The sequence below is a fragment of the Desulfoprunum benzoelyticum genome (assembly GCF_014201505.1).
Taxonomy (GTDB): Bacteria; Desulfobacterota; Desulfobulbia; order Desulfobulbales; family Desulfocapsaceae; genus Desulfoprunum; species Desulfoprunum benzoelyticum.
Window position 1 is genome coordinate 222,430 of record NZ_JACHEO010000003.1, and the last position, 19,320, is coordinate 241,749.

The 19,320-nt window shown below is 57.8% G+C and carries 13 protein-coding genes and 1 tRNA gene; 5 read left to right on the forward strand and 9 right to left on the reverse strand.

What is annotated here, in order from left to right; genetic code table 11:
* The first annotated feature begins 294 nt into the window (after positions 1-294).
* The gene (locus tag HNQ81_RS05185; protein WP_183349000.1) at positions 295-4,455 is read left to right on the forward strand and encodes a DEAD/DEAH box helicase; all 4,161 of its coding nucleotides are present in this window, start codon (positions 295-297) and stop codon (positions 4,453-4,455) included.
* 55 nt (positions 4,456-4,510) lie between these two features.
* Here HNQ81_RS05185 and HNQ81_RS05190 read toward each other — a convergent pair whose 3' ends face one another.
* The 3 genes from HNQ81_RS05190 to HNQ81_RS05200 all read right to left on the reverse strand — a co-directional run bounded on the left by HNQ81_RS05190 (position 4,511) and on the right by HNQ81_RS05200 (position 7,477).
* Entirely contained in the window at positions 4,511-4,969 is a 459-nt protein-coding gene (locus tag HNQ81_RS05190) for a cereblon family protein (protein ID WP_183349002.1), read from the reverse strand.
* Positions 4,970-4,987: 18 nt separating this feature from the next.
* Positions 4,988-6,553 carry a uroporphyrinogen-III C-methyltransferase gene (gene cobA, locus HNQ81_RS05195; protein ID WP_183349004.1) on the reverse strand — a complete coding sequence of 522 codons (1,566 nt, stop codon included), beginning with the start codon at positions 6,551-6,553 and terminating at the stop codon, positions 4,988-4,990.
* Between the two features lie 243 nt (positions 6,554-6,796).
* Positions 6,797-7,477 carry an adenylate kinase gene (locus HNQ81_RS05200; RefSeq protein ID WP_183349006.1) on the reverse strand — a complete coding sequence of 227 codons (681 nt, stop codon included), beginning with the start codon at positions 7,475-7,477 and terminating at the stop codon, positions 6,797-6,799.
* A 387-nt stretch (positions 7,478-7,864) separates the two neighbouring features.
* On the opposite strand from HNQ81_RS05200, the gene HNQ81_RS05205 reads away from it, so the two are divergent.
* From HNQ81_RS05205 to HNQ81_RS05220, 4 genes are all read left to right on the forward strand, one after another.
* Positions 7,865-9,172 carry a homoserine dehydrogenase gene (locus tag HNQ81_RS05205; RefSeq protein ID WP_183349008.1) on the forward strand — a complete coding sequence of 436 codons (1,308 nt, stop codon included), beginning with the start codon at positions 7,865-7,867 and terminating at the stop codon, positions 9,170-9,172.
* Positions 9,173-9,187: 15 nt separating this feature from the next.
* On the forward strand, positions 9,188-10,408 hold the full coding sequence (locus HNQ81_RS05210; RefSeq protein ID WP_183349010.1) for a cofactor-independent phosphoglycerate mutase: 1,221 nt from the start codon (positions 9,188-9,190) through the stop codon (positions 10,406-10,408).
* A gap of 9 nt (positions 10,409-10,417) precedes the next feature.
* Positions 10,418-10,855, forward strand: a complete 438-nt coding sequence (locus HNQ81_RS05215; RefSeq protein WP_183349012.1) for an acyl-CoA thioesterase — start codon at positions 10,418-10,420, stop codon at positions 10,853-10,855.
* Between the two features lie 98 nt (positions 10,856-10,953).
* A tRNA-Met gene (locus tag HNQ81_RS05220) sits at positions 10,954-11,030 on the forward strand.
* Between the two features lie 227 nt (positions 11,031-11,257).
* On the opposite strand, the gene gspE is transcribed toward HNQ81_RS05220, so the two are convergent.
* From gspE to gspL, 6 genes are all read right to left on the reverse strand, one after another.
* On the reverse strand, positions 11,258-13,048 hold the full coding sequence (gene gspE, locus HNQ81_RS05225) for a type II secretion system ATPase GspE (RefSeq protein ID WP_240191753.1): 1,791 nt from the start codon (positions 13,046-13,048) through the stop codon (positions 11,258-11,260).
* 270 nt (positions 13,049-13,318) lie between these two features.
* Positions 13,319-15,622: a type II secretion system secretin GspD gene (gspD, locus tag HNQ81_RS05230; RefSeq protein WP_183349014.1), complete on the reverse strand. Its 2,304-nt coding sequence runs from the start codon at positions 15,620-15,622 to the stop codon at positions 13,319-13,321.
* A gap of 12 nt (positions 15,623-15,634) precedes the next feature.
* Entirely contained in the window at positions 15,635-16,336 is a 702-nt protein-coding gene (locus tag HNQ81_RS05235) for a type II secretion system protein N (protein ID WP_183349016.1), read from the reverse strand.
* An 11-nt stretch (positions 16,337-16,347) separates the two neighbouring features.
* Positions 16,348-17,235 (reverse strand): type II secretion system protein GspN, encoded by an 888-nt coding sequence (gspN, locus tag HNQ81_RS05240; protein WP_183349018.1) that lies wholly within the window; start codon positions 17,233-17,235, stop codon positions 16,348-16,350.
* Positions 17,232-17,732, reverse strand: coding sequence for a type II secretion system protein GspM (locus tag HNQ81_RS05245; RefSeq protein WP_183349020.1), 501 nt, complete (start codon positions 17,730-17,732; stop codon positions 17,232-17,234). Before HNQ81_RS05245 ends, gspN begins: the two co-directional genes overlap by 4 nt.
* A 91-nt stretch (positions 17,733-17,823) precedes the next feature.
* Positions 17,824-19,317: a type II secretion system protein GspL gene (gspL, locus tag HNQ81_RS05250; protein WP_183349022.1), complete on the reverse strand. Its 1,494-nt coding sequence runs from the start codon at positions 19,315-19,317 to the stop codon at positions 17,824-17,826.
* Between the last annotated feature and the right edge of the window lie 3 nt (positions 19,318-19,320).

Below are 19,320 nucleotides of genomic sequence, written 5' to 3' on the forward strand. Positions count from 1 at the left end.
GTTCCTGCAAAGCCTGGTTGCCGGCACACGCTCCTGCCACCGCCTTCCGCCCCCCCTCCAGCGGCACGGCATGGTCTCGGGGCGCTGAAGAGTACGCCTCCTTTTCTGTAGCCCTTTGCCTTCTCCGCCGAAAATCTTGAAGACAGACTGGTGAAGGCCGATCTGAACGCTTTTTCATTCTCTTGCCGGTGCTCCGGTGATATAGTATCATGTTCGCCTTTTCGCTCCCTCCGAGCAGCAGAACCATCTGCGCCCGGTTGCGGGCATCCACGTTTTCCGGGAATCAGCGCAATCATGCCGAAAGAGACAGAACTTCTTGACCAGTTCAACAGGCTATCGCCCTTCGAGCAGTCTCTCCTCCAACTTCTTTCCATCGTTTACGAGCCTGCCCACACCACCCTTCTGGTCAACTGCCTGCGCAAGCTCGAACTCCATAACCCGCGGGGAAACCGTCCCACCTCCGTCAACCTCAACCACTACCTTGCCAAATTCGAACAACTTGGATTCTTGACCGCCGATCACCGACTGATCCCCGATCTGATTGAAATAATAACGAGAAAAACGTTGGCTGACGGCAATTTCGGCCGATATGCCGCGATCATTCGGGAAGAGGCTCCGGCATCCTACTACTATGGGAAATGGTCCACCCGCTGCTGGCGGGCGATGAGGGAACTCCGCATCGGCATCTACAGCCAGGATTTCGATCTCATCGAAGAGGCGGCATCATTCATCTCCAACCAGTGCCGCGATCTGGTCTGTTCCTCTCCACCCATCGTTCAGGTCGTGACCGAGCCCTTCGATCCCGACTGGTTTGCCGGCCTGCCTCTTTCCTTCAAATTCTACCTCCTCAACATCATCTTTCGTCATGGACAGACAGCCCTGACAGGATTCCCGCAGATCCACTCCTACCTCGAAACGGAGCACCAATCTCCGGCGCTCAGTCCGGACGAACAACTGCCGTTCAAACGTCTCCTCTTCAATCAGTACCTGCTTCAGGGCGATTTCGACCACGCCGATCTGCTGCTGCAGGCCAGCGAAGAGTCGTTCCAGGGGACAGGCGCCAAGGGCACCCTGCTCTTCCTCCGAGGCAGATTCGATGAGGCGCTCACCCGATTCGACCTTGATCTTCGCTTTCTGCAGGAGCTCAATCCGGGGGCCAACGCCGCCTTTTTCGGTCCCTGCGGGCTGTTCCATATCCTCGCCCTGCTCCATGCATCGAATGGTGACGACTACCATGCCATCGCCGCTCAGATCGCAGCCGCCCAGACACTCTTTCACACAGCGCCGGAAAGCGATGCATACACATTTCTTGCCACCTTCGTCCATTCGCGGATTGACACCAACAGCGACCAGACCCGGATCGCCCTCCCCGACCAGGACGCCACCCACAGCCTCACCCTGGCCTTTGCCGCCCTCTGCCAGTACTGGATGACCAGCACCATTGAACCGGAAGTCGAGGCCGAGCTGATCACGGGATACGGCCGGGCCGTCGAAAGCCGGTATTATCTGCCGGCAATGATATATGCCGAAATCCTGACCAAGCTGAGAAATGCGCCGAAGCCGGCCCTGTTCGATATCGACGGTCTGCGGACGGCGACCGGGATGACAGGGCTGCTGGCCCTCTTTGAACCGGAAGAGCCGTGGAAACGGGCCCTCCAAGCCCTTATCAGCATCACTTCGACGGAGGAAGAGGCCTCGTCGCAGGCAAAAACCAGGCTGGTGTGGATGGTCGATACCGCCGGGACATCGATCTCCATCACTCCCCGGGAACAGAAACTGAGCCTGCCCGGCGGCTGGGGCAAGGGACGGCCGATCTCTCTCGCCCGTCTGCACCAGGCAAAACTCAGCTACCTGACACCGAAGGACCGCAAGATCTGCGCCGCGATCAAGCGCATTCACAATCCGGAAACGAACAGCGTCAGTTATCATTTCGATCTCGAAAAGGCCCTGATGGCAATGATCGGTCACCCCCTGCTGTTTCTTTCCAAGTCACCGACGACTCCGATCGAATTCCTTGCCGGCGAGCCGGAACTGTTGATCGAGGAAAAGGGACAGAACCTTCTGATCCGCTTCGCCCAGCCGATAGGGACCGACAGCTATTCGATTTTCCAGGAAACTCCAAGCCGGATCAGGATCATCAGCATCAATGACAAACATCGAGAGATTGCCCGCCAGATTGGCATGGACGGCCTGCTGGTGCCGATATCGGCCAGTGAGCATGTACTCAAGCTGATCGGCAACAGCTCATCGTTCATGACTGTCCACTCAGCTATCGCCGGTGACAGGACGGCGGGAAAAGAGTGCGATATCGAATTCGTCGAGGCCGATTCAACGATATACATGCACCTGCTGCCTTATGGCACCGGTTTCCGGCTCGAGATGTTCGTCAAGCCTTTTCCCGGAGGCATGCACTATCTCAAGCCGGGACAGGGCGTGGAAAACATCATGACCGAAATCCAGGGCCGACGGATGCAGACCAAAAGAGATCTCGCCCTGGAAGAGGAAAAGGCCCGTGATGTCGAGGAACTCTGTCCGATACTCGACCTGGCCATCGACCTGGAGCATGAGACCGATCGGGAGTGGCATCTGCAGGACCCGGAGGACTGCCTGCAGGCCCTGCTCGAACTCCAGGCGATTCGTGACAAGGTCGTTATCGAATGGCCGGAAGGGGAAAAACTGAGCATCGCCTACCAGGCCTCGTTCGAAAATCTCAATCTCAAGGTGCGGACCAACCGCCAGAACTGGTTGGCCATTGACGGCAGCCTCAGGCTCGACCAGGATCATGTCATCAAACTGAAGGATCTGCTCTCGACCATCAAGTCCACCGCGGGACGGTTCGTCGAGATCGGCGACGGCCAATTCGTCACCCTCACCCAGGAGTTCAGGAAACGGCTGGAGGACCTCAGCATCTACGCCAACGGCTTCGAGAATAACGAACTGCTGATCCATCCGCTGGCGGCCCTCCCACTCGAAGACCTGATCAGCCAGACCGCCATCAACACCGACAACGGCTGGAAGCAACAACTTGAGAAGATCCGCGCCTGCCGGGACTTTCACCCCGAGGTACCCTCAACCCTGCAGGCGGAATTGCGCGACTACCAGAAGGAGGGATACTACTGGCTGGCCCGCCTCGCCCAGTGGGGAGTCGGCGGCTGCCTGGCCGACGACATGGGACTCGGCAAGACCCTGCAGGCACTGGCCATCATCCTCCGCTTCGCCGCCGACGGCCCATCGCTCGTGGTCGCCCCCACCTCGGTCTCGACCAACTGGCTGTCGGAGGTCACCCGTTTCACTCCGACACTGCAGATCAGGACGCTCTCCACCAAAGACCGGAACGGAGTCATCGGCGACCTCGGGCCATTCGATCTGGTCATCACGACCTATACGATGCTGCAGCAGGAAACGGACCTGCTGTCCGCCGTTCCCTGGCAGGCCATCATCCTCGACGAGGCCCAGGCGATCAAGAACGCCGCAACGAAGCGATCAAAGGCGGCGATGGCACTGCAGGGCCGGTTCAAGCTGATCACCACCGGCACCCCGATCGAGAATCACCTCGGCGAACTCTGGAATCTCTTTCATTTCATCAATCCCGGTCTGCTCGGTTCGGTCAATAGTTTCAACGATCGTTTTGCCATCCCGATCGAGAGGTATCAAGACCGGGATGCCCGTCTGAAGCTGAAGAAACTGATCCGTCCGTTCATCCTCCGACGGATCAAATCCGAGGTGCTCGACGAATTGCCGGCACGGACCGAAATCACGCTCGAAGTCGAAATGAGCGAGTACGAAACCCACTTCTACGAGGCCTTGCGGCAAAACGCGATTGACATTCTCGAAAACAACAAGGACAAGAAAAAAAGGCACCTGCAGATCCTGACCGAAATCATGCGCCTGCGCCAGGCCTGCTGCAGCCCGCGCCTGCTTGACCCCCACAGCCGGATCACCAGTTCCAAGCTGAAGGTCTTCACCGAGATCGTCGAGGAATTGATCGACAGTCGCCACAAGGTGCTGGTCTTCAGCCAGTTTATCGGCCATCTCCGGCTCATCAGGGAATTTCTCGACAAGCAGAAAATTTCCTATCAGTACCTTGATGGCAGCACCAGCGCCCGGCTGAGAAAAGATCGGGTCGAGGCCTTTCAGGCCGGAAAGGGCGATCTCTTTCTCATCAGCCTGAAGGCGGGGGGGCTCGGTCTCAACCTGACTGCCGCCGATTACGTCATCCACATGGATCCCTGGTGGAATCCTGCCATTGAGGACCAGGCCTCGGACCGGGCCCACCGCATCGGCCAGACGCGCCCGGTGACGATCTATCGGCTCGTGTGCAGGAATTCAATCGAGGAGAAGATTGTCAGATTGCATCAGGAAAAACGGGATCTGGCCGGCAGCCTCCTCGAAGGCAGCGATCTGAGCGCCAAGATGAGCACGGACGAGCTGCTCGATCTGATTCGGCTGGCGTAGACAGCCGACTTTCCCCCGCCCCTCCGTTCCCTGGAGGGATCGAGGAGTTTTTTCATCATCCGTTGTGCAGATTGGCCAGAATGAGGCTGAAGAATGCATGGCCTTCTTTTTCAAACCGCCAGCCGAGATGGGCGGCACAGTATGCGCAGAAGGCCGGCCGCCACAAATAACCGGCGAACCAGGTAAACTGATCACTGGCCTCGCCGCTGACCAGGCATCCCGGGGCCCGGCGGAAACAGCCAAGTTCAAAGAGCAGTCCGGCGGGATTGAAGAAGGTATGGGTGTGGGAACCGTTGACGGCGATCCGGTCGGTATCGCCGGTGATACGATGGGCGCAGACTCGACAGGAGACCCCCGGATCCTCTTCCGCCCGATCTTCCTCCCGGTCAGCGGCGAGCACATCTGCCTCCCAGCCGCCGGCCGGCAGCTCCCGCAGGAGATACCGCCTCCGATCCCCGCCGTGGATTGACCGGTGCGGCCGCCCGGCTCCGTCGATCAGGTTTTCCCGGTCCATCGGCCGCGCCCCGGAATCTCAGATCCGGATCTCGGCATAGTATTGGACAATCGCCTGGATAAGCTCAGGGATGGTATAGATCGGCGGCTGGATATCCACCTTCAGTCCGCTGTCGGTCACGGTCTTCGCCGTGATCGGCCCGATCGCCGCGATCTTCACCCCGTCCATGAGTCGCTCGAGTTCCTGCTGGTCGACCGCATCGACCATTGTCAGAAAGTTTTTGACCGTCGAAGAACTGGTAAAGGTCACCATATCGACCTTGCCGTTTTCGAGCTCGGCGCGCAGGACATCCTTGCGCCCCCGCGGCGGGACATTCTTGTAGACCGGGGCCACGGTCACCCGCGCCCCGGCGCCGCGCAGCGTCTCCGGCAGGATCTCCCGGCTCAGTTCAGCCCGGGCGATAAGGATGTTGCGCCCCTCCACCCCCTGATCGAGCAGGCTTTCCGCCAATCCCTCGCCGGTGTAGGAAGCGGAGGGGATCAGGTCGGCCTTGACGCCGTACTTCAGCAGTAATTCGGCCGTGCTCTTGCCGACCACCGCTATCCCCGGTCCCTTGAGATTACGGGCATCCATTCCCCGGGCGTACAGCCGCTGAAAAAAATAGTCGACCCCATTGAGCGAGGTGAAGACGATCCAGTGGTACTCGTCGAGACGTTCGAGCTCACTGTCGAGGATCTCGTAGGAGTCGGCGGGCTGGATATTGATGGTGGAATACTCGAGACAGTCGGCGCCGGCTTCCTCGAGCCCGGCGACCAGATCGCTGGCCTGCTCGCGGGTACGGGTGACGATGATGCGTTTGCCGAACAGCGGCCGTTTTTCAAACCAGTCGATGGTGTCGCGGAGTTTGACGACTTCACCGACAATCACCAGCGAAGGCGGTTTGATCCCGTTTTCCCTGACGACCTCGACGATCGTGTCAAGGGTTGCCACCACCGACTGCTGCTCCGGGGTCGAGGCCCAGCGAACGACCGCCACCGGGGTCTTGGGATTGCGCCCATTGCTGATCAGATGGTCAACGATGATCGGCAGGTTCTTGATGCCCATATAGATGACAAGGGTTCCCGCCCCTGTCGCCAGGCGGGCCCAGTCAACATTCGAGTTTTCCTTCGTTGGGTCCTCATGGCCGGTGATAAAGGCCACCGAGGCGGTATAGTCGCGATGGGTGATCGGGATGCCGGCATAGGTTGCGGCGGCGGTGGCGGAGGTCACCCCCGGCACGACCTCAAAGGGTACGCCGGCGGCCGCCAGCTGCTGCAGTTCCTCACCACCGCGGCCGAAGATGAAGGGATCGCCGCCTTTCAGCCGGACCACCATCTTGCCCTGCAGGGCGAAATCCACCAGCATCTGGTTGATCTCTTCCTGGGTGTGAGTGTGCTGCACACCGCCCTTCTTACCGGCATAGACCAGTTCGGCGTCCTTCGGGATATGCCGGAGCAACCTGGGGCTGGCCAGGTAATCATAGATGACGACTTCCGCCCGCTCGAGCAGGTACTTGCCCCGAACCGTTATCAGGCCGGGATCCCCCGGACCTGCCCCAACCAGATAGACCTTCCCCGGTCCGTGCTTTTTCACTTGATCTTCCATACCTGAATCGGATAGCGACATGGCGTCGCCGTTGTATGTTCTCCGTCCGCCAACCATGCCTGGCCTGGTGGACGGATGCCCCTGCGGTCGTTCCCGAAGGCGTCCCGGATTTTTTGACTTCTTCCGCCAACCACCCCGGGAAACCGAGCAAAAAAGGGGGCATCCCTTCATGCAGGCATGCCCCCTTCCACTTTCTCGGTACGTGCTGTCTCCGGTGTTATCGGTGATCTTCCTCCCGCCGGATTACAGTTCCTTCATGATCAATTCGGTGACTTCACCGATTGAGACCGAACCATCGACCGAAATCACTTTCGGGCCCTTCGCCTGCTTGAAATAGTCCACCGCAGCCATGGTGCCGGTGTTCGTATCGTAATAGATGTTGTGGCGTTTGTTGATCGCCTCCTCGTCCTGATCATCGGCGCGGGTCTTGAGGTCGCCGCCGCAGACACGGCAGACCAGTTTACCGTCTTTTTCCACCGGCTTGATCGCCTCGAAGGCAATGTGGTTCGGATGATTGTTGTCGTTGACGCAGAGCCGGCGCCCCATGATGCGCTCCTTGGCGATCTGGCGATCGAGAACGATCTCGATGACGTAATCGAGGGCCAGTCCATTCTCTTCCAGAGTCTTGGCCAGGGTGATGGCCTGATCCTTGGAGCGCGGGAATCCGTCAAGGATCCAGCCGCCTTTGCAGTCATCTTTCTGGAGACGGGCGACCATCATCGGGATGGTGATATCATCGGGAACGAGATCGCCGCGATCGATATATTCTTTGGCCTTCTTCCCGAGTTCCGTCCCGCCGCTGATGTGCTCACGGAAAATGGCGCCGGACTCGATATGCGGGATGTTGAACTTTTTCTGCACAATGGCTCCCTGAGTTCCCTTACCGCTGCCATTCGGTCCGAAGAATAGAATATTCTTGCCCATGATCGTTCTCCTTTTTTCCTTTGATGATAAAATATCTTTCGAATGCTCTGCGAGCAACACAACCGGAGGTCTTCACACCGGGGGAACGACGGTCTCGACAGCCGTGCCATAACAGCCCGGCCCCATCCCGCGGTGTCCGAATTCCCGGCCCTGAAGCGGCACCATCGAGAATTCGAGCAATCGGGAATTATAGCCGATAATCAGAGTCGAGGCGAGAAAAATATCGTTCGAAGATTTTGACTTTCAATGGCAAAGCGGGTATTTTCGACGAGTACAAAGGACCGCGCATCGACACCGCGATGCCGTCACCCACGGCAACGATGTTGATCCCGAAACAGGATTTTCCTGGAAACATCGGCACCCCTCATCTCCAGCATGCGAAATCATATGAAACACATTCGTGTAGGTCTTATCGGCTTCGGCACCGTCGGCAGCGGTCTTGCCCGGACTCTGTTTGAACAGCAGGAACGGCTGCGCCGGAAGGTAGGCACCGACATCGTCCTTGCCCGGGTCGCCGACATCAATATCAACGCACTCCCCGATCAGTTCAGCAACGTCATCCTCAGCCGCGATGCCAACGACATCTTCGCCGACCCCACCATCGATATCGTCGTCGAACTGATCGGCGGCATCGAACCGGCCAGGTCCTTTATCCTCAAGGCGATCGCCGGCGGCAAGCATGTCGTCACCGCCAACAAGGCCCTGCTCTCCATCCATGGCCGGGAAATCTTTGACGCCGCGGTGGCCAAGGGGGTGGAGGTCGGCTTCGAGGCCAGCGTCGGCGGCGGCATCCCGGTCATCAAATCGCTGAAGGAAGGACTGGTGGCCAACCGGATCGAGGCGATCCAGGGGATCATGAACGGCACCGCCAACTATATCCTCACCCAGATGACCGATCATGGCACCCCGTTTGCCGAAGTGCTGAAAGACGCCCAGGCCAAGGGCTTTGCCGAGGCCGATCCCACCTACGACGTCGAGGGCATCGATACCGCCCACAAGCTGGCGATCCTGATGACGATCGCCTACGGCCTCCATGTCAAGCTCGACGACATCACCGTCGAGGGAATCAGCAGCATCCGCCCGATCGATATCGACTTCGCCCGCGAATTCGGCTACCGGATCAAGCTCCTCGCCATCAGCCGCAACCACGGCGACCATGTCGAGGCCCGAGTCCACCCGACGATGGTCCCGGTCGACCACATGCTCGCCAACATCAACGGCGCCTTCAACGCCATCCAGTTCACCGGCGATACCGTCGGCGACGTCCTGCTCTACGGACTCGGCGCCGGGATGATGCCGACCGGCAGCGCCGTCGCCGCCGACGTCGTCGACATCGGCCGTGACATCATCGCCGGTTCGATCAACCGGGTGCCGGCCCTGTCATACCTGCCGCAGTATATCGGCGAACCCGCCATAACCCCGATGAGCCGGCTGACCTGCCCCTACTATTTCCGGGTGACAGCCCTCGACCAACCGGGCGTCCTGTCGACGATCTCCGGCATCTTCGGCAAATATTGCATATCGATCAAGTCGGTCATGCAGAAGGGGCGCCGGAGCGATGAACCGGTTCATATCGTCTTCCGCTCGCATCGGGCCTCCGAGGAGGCAGTGATGCAGGCGGTCGCCGAAATCGACGCATTGGCCTGCTGCACCGATCCGACGATCAAGATCCGGATCCTCGTCGAAGACAACTAACTGTTCGGAGTGTCAATGAAATACCTGATCCTTGTAGGGGATGGCATGGGCGATTTCCCTCTCGATGAACTGGGAGGTCGAACCCCCCTCGAGGTCGCCGCCACGCCGACGATCGACGAACTGTGCCGCAACGGCGAGTTCTTCCTCAACCACACCGTTCCCGACGGCTACCCCCCCGGCAGTGATGTCGCCAACCTGTCGCTGCTCGGGTATGCCCCGGAACGCTTTTACACCGGTCGCGCGCCGCTGGAGGCCGCGGCGATGAACATCCGCCTGGCCGATGACGAGACGGCGTTCCGCTGCAACTTCGTGACCCTCGACCGGCCGGACGACAACCATGTCACGATGGTCGATTTTGCCGCCGGCCATATCTCCACCGTCGAGGGCCATGAGCTGATCGCCGCCCTGGAACGGGAGTGCGCCGACGACACCTTCCACTTCCACCCCGGAGTCAGCTACCGCAATCTCGTCGTCGTCAGGGGCGCGTACCCCGATCTCGCCACCGTCCCGCCCCACGACTGGATCGACAAGGATGTCACCGCCCATTGGCAGCGCTATCTGGGCGATCAAAAATGGCGGAACCTGCTCCTTCGGGTATCGGCCACCCTCGCCGCCCACCCGGTCAACCGGCAGCGGATCCGGGACGGCAAGAATCCGGCCAACGCCGTCTGGCTCTGGGGCGAGGGTAAAATGCCGACCGCCCCGACCCTGCAGGACCGCTACCACATCCGCGGCAGCATGATCAGCGCCGTCGACCTGCTGAAAGGGCTGGGGGTCATCGCCGGGCTGACGGTGGTCAACGTCCCCGGGGCCACCGGCTATCTCGACACCAACTACGAGGGCAAGGCGCAGGCGGCGATCGCAGCCCTGGCGAGCGGGCAAGATTTCGTCTTCGTCCATCTCGAGGCCCCGGACGAGGCCGGACATCAGGGTTCGGCCTCGGCCAAGATCCAGGCGATACAGGATTTCGACCACCGGATCGTCGGACCGATCATCGACGCCCTCAGAGCCGCCGGGACCGAATTTCGCGTCGTCGTCACCATGGACCACTTCACCCCGATCTCCCTGCGGACCCACACGTCGGATCCCGTGCCCGCCCTGCTGTACGATTCGAGAGAGACCCAGCCGAAATCGGGCCGCCGGTTCACCGAAAAGGAATGCCTGCTCCACGATCAGCAACATAACAACTCTCTATCCGGAGCCGAGATCTTCATGGACAAGCTGTTCTGCCGGTAGGATTGCGCCATGGATGAAGCAAAACACAAACATATCCATCGCTGCACCTGTCGCGTCCTCTATGGCGATACCGACGCCGCCGGCATCGTTTACAACGCCAACTATCTCAGGTACTTCGAAATCGGCCGGACCGAACTGATGCGGGAATGGGTCTGCTCGTATCGCGACATCGAAAGGATGGGCATCGTCCTGCCGGTGACGGAATGCTACACGCGGTTCAAGGCCCCGGCCTTTTACGACGATCTGCTGGTCATCGAGACGACGGTCAGCGAGTTGAAAAAGCTCACCTGCCGCTTCAACTATCGGATCTGCCGCCACGACCCTGAGGCCGAGCGCCTGCAGTTGCTGGTCAAGGGGTACAGCGTCCACGCCTCCGTCACCCGTGAGGGCAAACTCACGCCTTTGCCGGTCGATATCGTCGAAAAGCTGCAGTCAGTCCTGTCCTGAGAGGAGTGGACGGATTGTCGGAAGAAGGTGGAGGCCAGCAGTTGGTCCCAAATTAGCCTTGACATTCCAACCTGACGGAGTATATTGGGGCCTCTTAACGCGGGGTGGAGCAGTCTGGTAGCTCGTCGGGCTCATAACCCGAAGGTCACAGGTTCAAATCCTGTCCCCGCTACCAAATATTTCAAGGGGTTACAAGATCAATTCTTGTAACCCCTTTTTTTATCCAGAATTCTTTCCACACAGAAGCTCTCCTGCAAAATCATGTGCGCCGTTCAATCGAATACCGGCTCAACGGAGGCAGCCGTGAGCGGGCTATGCCCGTAATATGAATCTGACCACCAAGGCTCGGGCAGATCTCCGTCTGCGATGCCGGCGACAACCGCCCTCGTCTGCCGCCGCAGATCATTCATGGGTCACGCGGTAGACCTCTTCAATTGTCGTGATTCCCTGGAGCACCTTCATCGCCCCATCCTGGCGCAGCGTGACCATGCCCTCGGCAACGGCCTGCTGCTTGATGAGATTGGCGTCGGCAGTGTTGAGGACCAGACTTTTCATCGACTGACTCATCAGCAGCAGTTCAAAGATGCCGCACCGTCCCCGAAAACCGGTATGATGGCATTTGCTGCAGCCGCGGCCCCGATAGACCTTGCGCCCCGAGCCGACAATGCTGTCATCGAGGCCAAGTTTGGCCAGTTCCTCCGGCAGCGGGGTGTACTCCTCCTTGCACTGAACACAGATCATCCGCACCAGTCGCTGGGCGAGGATGGCGTTGATCGACGATGACAGGAGAAAGGGCTCGATACCCATGTCGATCAACCTGGTGATGGCGCTGGCGGAATCGTTGGTATGGAGGGTCGAAAACACCAGATGCCCGGTCAGGGCCGACTGGATCGCGATTTCAGCCGTTTCCAGATCCCGGATCTCACCGATCAGGATGACATCCGGGTCCTGGCGGACGATCGACCGCAGACCGGAGGCAAAGGTCAGATCGATCGCCGGATTGACCTGGACCTGTCCGATCCCGCTGATCTTGTACTCGACCGGATCTTCGATGGTGATGATATTGATGTCGGTCTTGTGAATTGTCGTCAGGGCGGCATACAGCGTCGTGGTCTTGCCCGAGCCGGTCGGGCCGGTTACCAGGACAATGCCATGCGCCGCATGGATCTCTTCGGTGAACGGCTGCAACCGGTCTTCCGGCATGCCGAGTTCAGTCAGGGATATCAGCACCGACGATTTATCAAGCAGACGCATGACGACCCGCTCCCCGGCCGAGGTCGGCAGGGTCGAAACACGAACGTCGACCTCCTTGTTGCCGATCTTCAACTCGATCCGGCCGTCCTGGGGCAGCATCTTGACATCGATCTTCAGCTTGGCCAGGATCTTGATGCGCGACACCAGGGCCGACTGGACATGTTTGGGCGGACTGAGCATGTCGTAGAGGATCCCGTCGATCCGCTGCCGGATCTTGAGGCTGTTGGCATACGGCTCTATATGAATGTCAGAGGCATTGTTCCGCACCGCCTGCGAAAACATGAAGTTCACCAAACGGATTACCGGTTCTTCGCTGGTGTCGTCCAGCAGGTCGCCAACCTCCTCAATCGCTGAAAACAGGGCCTCGGGATCTTCGTCATGAATCTCCTGCATGACCTCTTCAGCGGTATTGTGACTCATGTCATAGGCGTAATTGATGCTGTTCAGAATCGACTGGGAGGGGCAGAGGACCGCCCGGGCCGCCTCCCACCCGAGAATTCGCCGCACATCATCGAGTTCCTGATACAGGAAGGGATCATTGATGGCGATATAGGCATCGTCGCCATAGGCAACCGGAACGATCTTGAATTTTTTCAGGAACCCGATGGTCAATCTGGAGGTGAAGTCACTCTGGATCTCGGTGGGAAGGACCGAAACATATTCCATGTCGAACTGGATCGCCAGGGCCTCCAGCAGGTCCGCCTCGTCGATCTCCTTGTGCCTGATGAGGATGTCACCGATGCGGCCGCCACCGGCGGCCTGATCTTCGAGGGCCGCCTGGAGGGCGGCGTTGGAAATGTATCCTCTGTCGACGAGCTGCTCGCCAAGCATCTTCGCGTGGTATGACGCGGCGCCGGGTGTTTCCTCGCCGGCGACGGTTTCAGCCCGTGAAGTCCCCCCTATCTCCTCGACGACAAGGGTGGTATCGATCTCACACAAAAATATGCTTTTGCATTTCGGGCATTTGACATGTCTGCCGACATACAGATCATCAACTGAACCTTTCAATCCGCAGTGGGGGCATTCCATTTTCATCGCCGGACTCCCGCCGGGACAGGCATCCCGATATTCCCCGCCGTTTGCCCCCATAGGTCGCAGGCGACAGTCCCATCAGCCGAATCGTGCCGTATGTTCATTTGTACTGGCATACTCCAACAATATCCTTCCGTCCCTTTCTTCCGGGTGTACACAGAGATCTGCGCCGCAGTTTCACATCGTCCCACCCGTGGTTGGATCAGGGAGACGAGGCGACACCTTCCGCTGACCGTTGTGCTGCAATTTTTCAATATTGTCCCGGGCAATCTGCACCAAAGGCATTCCCTGTTTGCTGGGGTCTGTCGAGGTGGGCGCGACCGATGCCGTTCCGGTAGCAATGACCGCCTGATACATTTTGACTGCCTCCGCCGGTTTTTTCTCCGATTCGTAGACGACGCCGAGGTTGAGCAGGGCGTAGGGATTCTTCGGATCATTGTCCAGCGCCTTGACGAAAAATTCCTTCGCCACCTGATAATTGCCCTTCGCCAGCTTCTCAAAACCCATTTCGGTCAAGGCCAGACTGTGCTCGGCATTCACGACCTTCCGGCCCTTCTCATGCAGCTGCGGCACCTCCCTGCCGACCTCGCCTTCCTTTTTCAGGGTCATACTGGACAGGTCCGCAGGGTTGCGGATGATGTGCGGGGTGATGAAGATAAACATGTTGGTCATGTTGCTGCCTCTGGATCTGCTTTTGAACAGATGCCCGAGCACAGGGATATCGCCCAGGATCGGGACACTCCATTCCCCGCTGGTGGACTCCTGACCAATGATGCCGCCAATGACGACGGTATCGGTATCGTTGAGGATAACTGTCGTTTCCGCGGTCCGCTTGAAGGTCGTCGGACGATATTGATCAGCGGCATCCTGGGCCTTCAGTTTGATAACCTCGGTCTTGATCTCGAGGCGCAGCGTATCCGCCAGACTGATGTGCGGGGTGATCGTCAGTTTCGTCGACACATCCTTATACTCATACTGGGTATAGTCCTGTTCGGCCTGAGTGGTGTTCTGGCTTGTAATGTAAGGAATATTCTCACCGACGCTGATTTCCGCCTTTTTGTTGTCGGTAGTGAGGATCTGCGGCGTCGATATGATGTCGATAGAGCTGTCGTTTTTATACGCCCGGAGGATAGCGGCAATATTCGGGAAGGTCACACCGCCGATCTGAATCCCCTGTTTCAGGACACCGAAGGAATAGCCGGTGGGTAAAGCGGGGTTTGTACCGTCAATCCCGTCGATCATATTGTACGAAGGATTGGTGTTGCCGCTGAAACCCGTCACCAATCGCCCTGTGGCATCATCGAATATTCCTCCAGCTATCCATTGCACCCCGACCTCGAAGGCTTTATCGGTATCGACCTCCATGATCAAGGCCTCCAGGTAGACCATGCGCCGGGGGATATCAAGCTTTTTGATAACGTCCTCAATGACCCGGTACTCTTCCTTCGATGCGGTAATGACGAGGGAATTGGTCTCGGTATCGGCAGTTATCTTGACATCCTTGGAGATCGCCGGCATCTGCAGGCTGGCGTCATCCTTACTGCCGGATTTGGTGGCCTCAGGCAGGACATTGAGGACCTTGATCAACTCGGCGGCACTGGCATTCTGGAGATAAAAGACATGAATATTGCCTTCTCCCCGCTCGACCTCCGTATCAAGCTTCGCGGCCAGGTCCCTGATCCGTTCAATGTCGGCGGTACTGGCGACCACGACCAGGGAATTGATCCTCTCATAAGGCACAACCTTGATCGATGACGCCGCTGCTACCGCATCTTTTCTGGCTCCAGACTGCTGATAAATGGAGCTCAGGACCTTGGCGACCGCCTCCGAGGTCGCGTGTTTCAAGGGGATAACCGCCATGTCCTCCTGGAAGAATTCGACGTCGATGGCCTCGATGATCGCCAGCAGCCGCTGCATGTTGGACAGTGTTTCCGTGATGATCAGGATACCGGATTGGGTGTGGGCGACCATCACGGAGGTTTTGGAAACCAGCGGCGTCAGCACTTTTTTCATTTCTTCCGGCGAACTGTATTTCAGTGGTATCAGCTGGGTCACCACCCGGTCCTCCGGCGCTGCGGTGACGGCGTTGATCTGGGTATCGATATTCTGGGATCGGGCCTCTGCCGACGGCAATATCTTGATGATCGAACCGGCAGCGACGGTGGTGTAGCCGTGAACGTCGAGGACCGATTCAAAGACACGGTAGGCCTCGTCTTCCGAGATCTTCGTCGGGGAAACGATCGTCACATTGCCCTGCACAGACTTATCGACAACGAAGTTTTTACCCGTCAATTCACTTATATATTTTATAAACACCCGGATATCGACATTGTCGAAATCAATGGTGATAAACCGCTGGTGGACATTTTCGCCAGGTGGCTGATCAACTTCGGCCGTTCCCTCAACCCCATAAACCGGTACGTTTGTCAGACCGATGAAGACGATGAAGACGAGCAGTATCTGGAAGAGTATTCGATTCATAACGGTTTTGATTTATTGTGAAGGTTGTCCCGGAATAGGGGTATACGTTCTCCGATTCGGTCGGATTATCCTGGGGCGCCCTCCGGGAGGAGGTGATTGCGAGGCCTCGAGATCCTGCGGCTGCGGCGCGACTGTCCGGCCTCCCCCGCCCGGTAACGTCTGCCCCTGTCGCGCCGCAGGAGAAGCCGCTGCTGGAGGTGGTATCGACGGTGTATATTTGGCGGCCTCGGTCATATCAAGGACTTCATCCCTGCCGTTGGAGGTCAAGACAATTTTTTTTCTCAGAATCTCTTTGACCACCGCCCCCTGCACTACGTCACCCTGCTGATATATATCCTGGTTCTTCGTATCTTTTTCCAGGACAATCGCCCTGCTCTCCTCGCCGCTGCTGACGATGGTCCCCATCAGAACCAGCGACAGAGAGGTCGGCTGCAGATCCGCAGCCGACTGGTTCCCGGCTGATTTCGTTGCAGCGGCGGAAGGCGGCGGCCCAAAGAGATTGCGTTGAAGGACCTTGCGCACATTTTCCTCGGCGGTGCGTTGCGTCGCCGACGATTCCACCTGTTTCCGCACCGGCACCTGGGCAACAACCGCGGTTTTTGCGACCGGGGCTCGCAGTTTCTTCTCAACCACCGTATACAATCCCTCAACCGCCAACACACAGGCGAGGGTGATCAGCAACAGAGAAAGAAAGGTTGAGATCCGGATTTTCATGGTGCTGAACCTCAGTAACCAAACTGGAATGCCGGCGTCTGTAAATTTCCGGCAATCTGAAAGGGAATCGTCGTTTTTTTAAATTGCTTCTGTAAAAATATCAGTTCATTACGAACAGTAATATTTTCTCGCATATACGCTGCCTGCAGGGCAAAATCTCCCTTGGCGCTCACATTACTGAGGTACCAGGGGGTGATCATCTGTACCATGCCGGTGAAATCAGCAGTCATTTCATTGCCATTGGCCTTCCCTTTGGTGATCTGCAACCGGCGCTTATCATACTGGATATGCATCTCGACCTGCTGCAGATCAATCTCCTTCATGGCGAGAACCGGTTGCATCAGCGCGATTCCGCCTTCCCGCAGCTTCACTTTACCGACCGCTTTTCCCTCAAGATACTGATTGACGACGGCCGAATAGGTTCCGGTGTAATCAAGTCGACCCGAGATCTTTCGTTGCAGTGTATCGTGCACCGGTTGTATCGCCGACAGGTCGACATTCCGTATCGTCAACGGGTCCAGGGAAAAGTCATTATTGCCCTGTCCGGTCTGCAACACCCCGTCGAAATGGCCGGCATAGCCCTGCCCGCTGACAACGAATGTCCCACCGAAATCTCGCCATCGGGAAGACAGCTTGAGCGAGTTCAGCTCGAACAGCGGTGTGTTCTCCCCGTTCGGCAATGAAAATTTAACCGTATCAAAGCGGAGATTGAACGGGAATGCATAGGTGATTTTTCCTATCGTGCACTTTGTGCCATTGAACAAACCCTCAGCCTTCCTGGTGCAATACTCTTTAAACTCCTGCGCTGGAAAGCGGACATACAGCAACACCGCAGTCAGCACAAGCGCATAGCTGCAATAGAAGAACCATCGAAGACTCGCCGCCGATCCTGTTCTCATGCCCCAGCCTTTTCGGTATAGGTGACAATCTGCATGGTCACGTCGATATATCCTTTGGTCTTGCCGTTTTCCTGAATCGCAAGGCGTCGAAGACTGACAACATTTTCAGTCGATTCAACGAGCTTGAGGAAGTTTACCAGCCCTTCGAGCGTTGTCCCCTGCAATTTCAACTCAACCAGCGATTCCTGCAGAGAACCTTCACCGGTTGCGACCGAAGGCTTCATGTACTGGATGGTATCCTTGATTTTTGCCTGATCCGCCATCCTGTCCACATACGTAAAAAGAGCGAAATCACGGGATCTTTTTGCCAAACGGTCTCTGATTCCTCCTTCCCGTTTTTTAATCAGCAGATAGTCTTGACGTAATTTCTGTATCTGTTCCAGATCCTTCTGCCGTTGCTGAACGGAATGCTGCAGCCGGGCACGGGCGTCAACGTAAGGGGAAAGAAGGAGTTGATAGACCAGAAAGAGCAGTAGAAAGATCGACACGCCCAGCAACAGAATTCTCTGCCGGTACTCCAGTTCGTCGAATCCGCTTTTCTCGCGGAGAGTCTGCAGGTTCAGATATGACGGGAGTGTTCTCATTCTGTTACTGCCTCAGTACGAGTTTGATTTCAAAATCAATGGTCCCGCTTTTCACCGATGAATTGGCAGAACTGATTTCCACCTTCGAAAAATATGGGGATTTTTCCAATTCCTTTTGAATCGAATCGACGATGTTGAACGTTGCCGTCGTTCCCTTGAGGCGGACATCATTCTGATCGGCGGTCAATTTGACGATCTGCACCTGCAACGCAGGTGGAATTCGAGCCGATATCTCGGCCAGAAGATCGAGCGATCCCAGGCCGCCGCTGGTTGTCCCTCCCGCCATGTACGCTTTTTTGGCCTCATCGATCCGGACCTGTATCTGCTGCACCGGATTGACAATCCGCTTCACATCCGGCAAGGTCTGGGTGAAGATTTCACGTACCTGGGAGTCCAAAGCCCGTTCTTTTTCCTTCAACCGGGCGTGATCGCGCCAGAGCAGGGCGACGATCAGCAGCGCCAGCACGGCCAGCGGTATGGCGGCAAGCCGTGTATATCGCCGCAGCACCTGGGACGATCCTCTCTTTCTGAACGCATCCTTGCGAAAATTGAACTCCCGACCCGGTTTTGCCGGCGCCAGGGCGAGGGCCAGGGCCCGGTGCATCACCCCCTGGGGCCGGCAGGAGACCGCTGCATCTGCAACTTTCAGCAGCGGTGAGGCCAGCAGATCGCAACTGTTGACCTCACATCGCAAGGAGGCTCGCAGCGCTTCCGCCAACCCGGGATAGGCGACAAGCGGACCGGCGAGGTACAGCGGCAGATCCTGGCCCCGCATGCCGATCCTGGCCGCCTGGATTGCCTGCCGGACCGTTCGGCCAAATGCGGCGAATACGGGCGGGAGGTTCTCAGGGTGGAGTACGGAGATCCCGAGGCCGTCTTCCTTCAATCCGAAACCAGCCTGGAGCGCGGTATCAAAGACCAGCGGCCGCATGACGGCGATCTTCCCGGCCAGTATCACGACCAGCACCGCCCGGCGGAATCCGACATCGAGGTAACAGTAATCTTCCGGGACCTCGGCAAGACCGCTGATCGCGGTTGCGCCGAATGTACCGCTGATGCCGATAATCTCCGGGTCGCACGACTGGCCCTGCAGAAACTGGAGTTGCCCGGCAAGGTAGACTTTCTCGGCCATTGCCGTGATTATCCCCGCCTCCCGCTCTTTTCTGCTCGCAAACAGATAGTCAAACACCATCCTGTCCATTTCGACAGGAGCGTTTTCGACGAGTTCTCCCGGCAGGATCTTGTTGATCTTGCGGGCATCGGTGAAAGGGAAATTGAAGTTGCGGTAGTAAAAATGTTCCGCTCCCAGGGCGACCCGACATTCCCCTTCGGTGTATCCGACCCGGGCGATCACCTCGGTGACCGCCGTTTCGACCGACTGGAGACCGACATCGGCACTGCTGCAGGCCGCAACCACAAGGGACTTGGCTTCCTGCCGCACCAGCACGCCGGTAACGAGATCATCGTGAATATCAAGGGCAAAAACCGTATGCGCCATCAG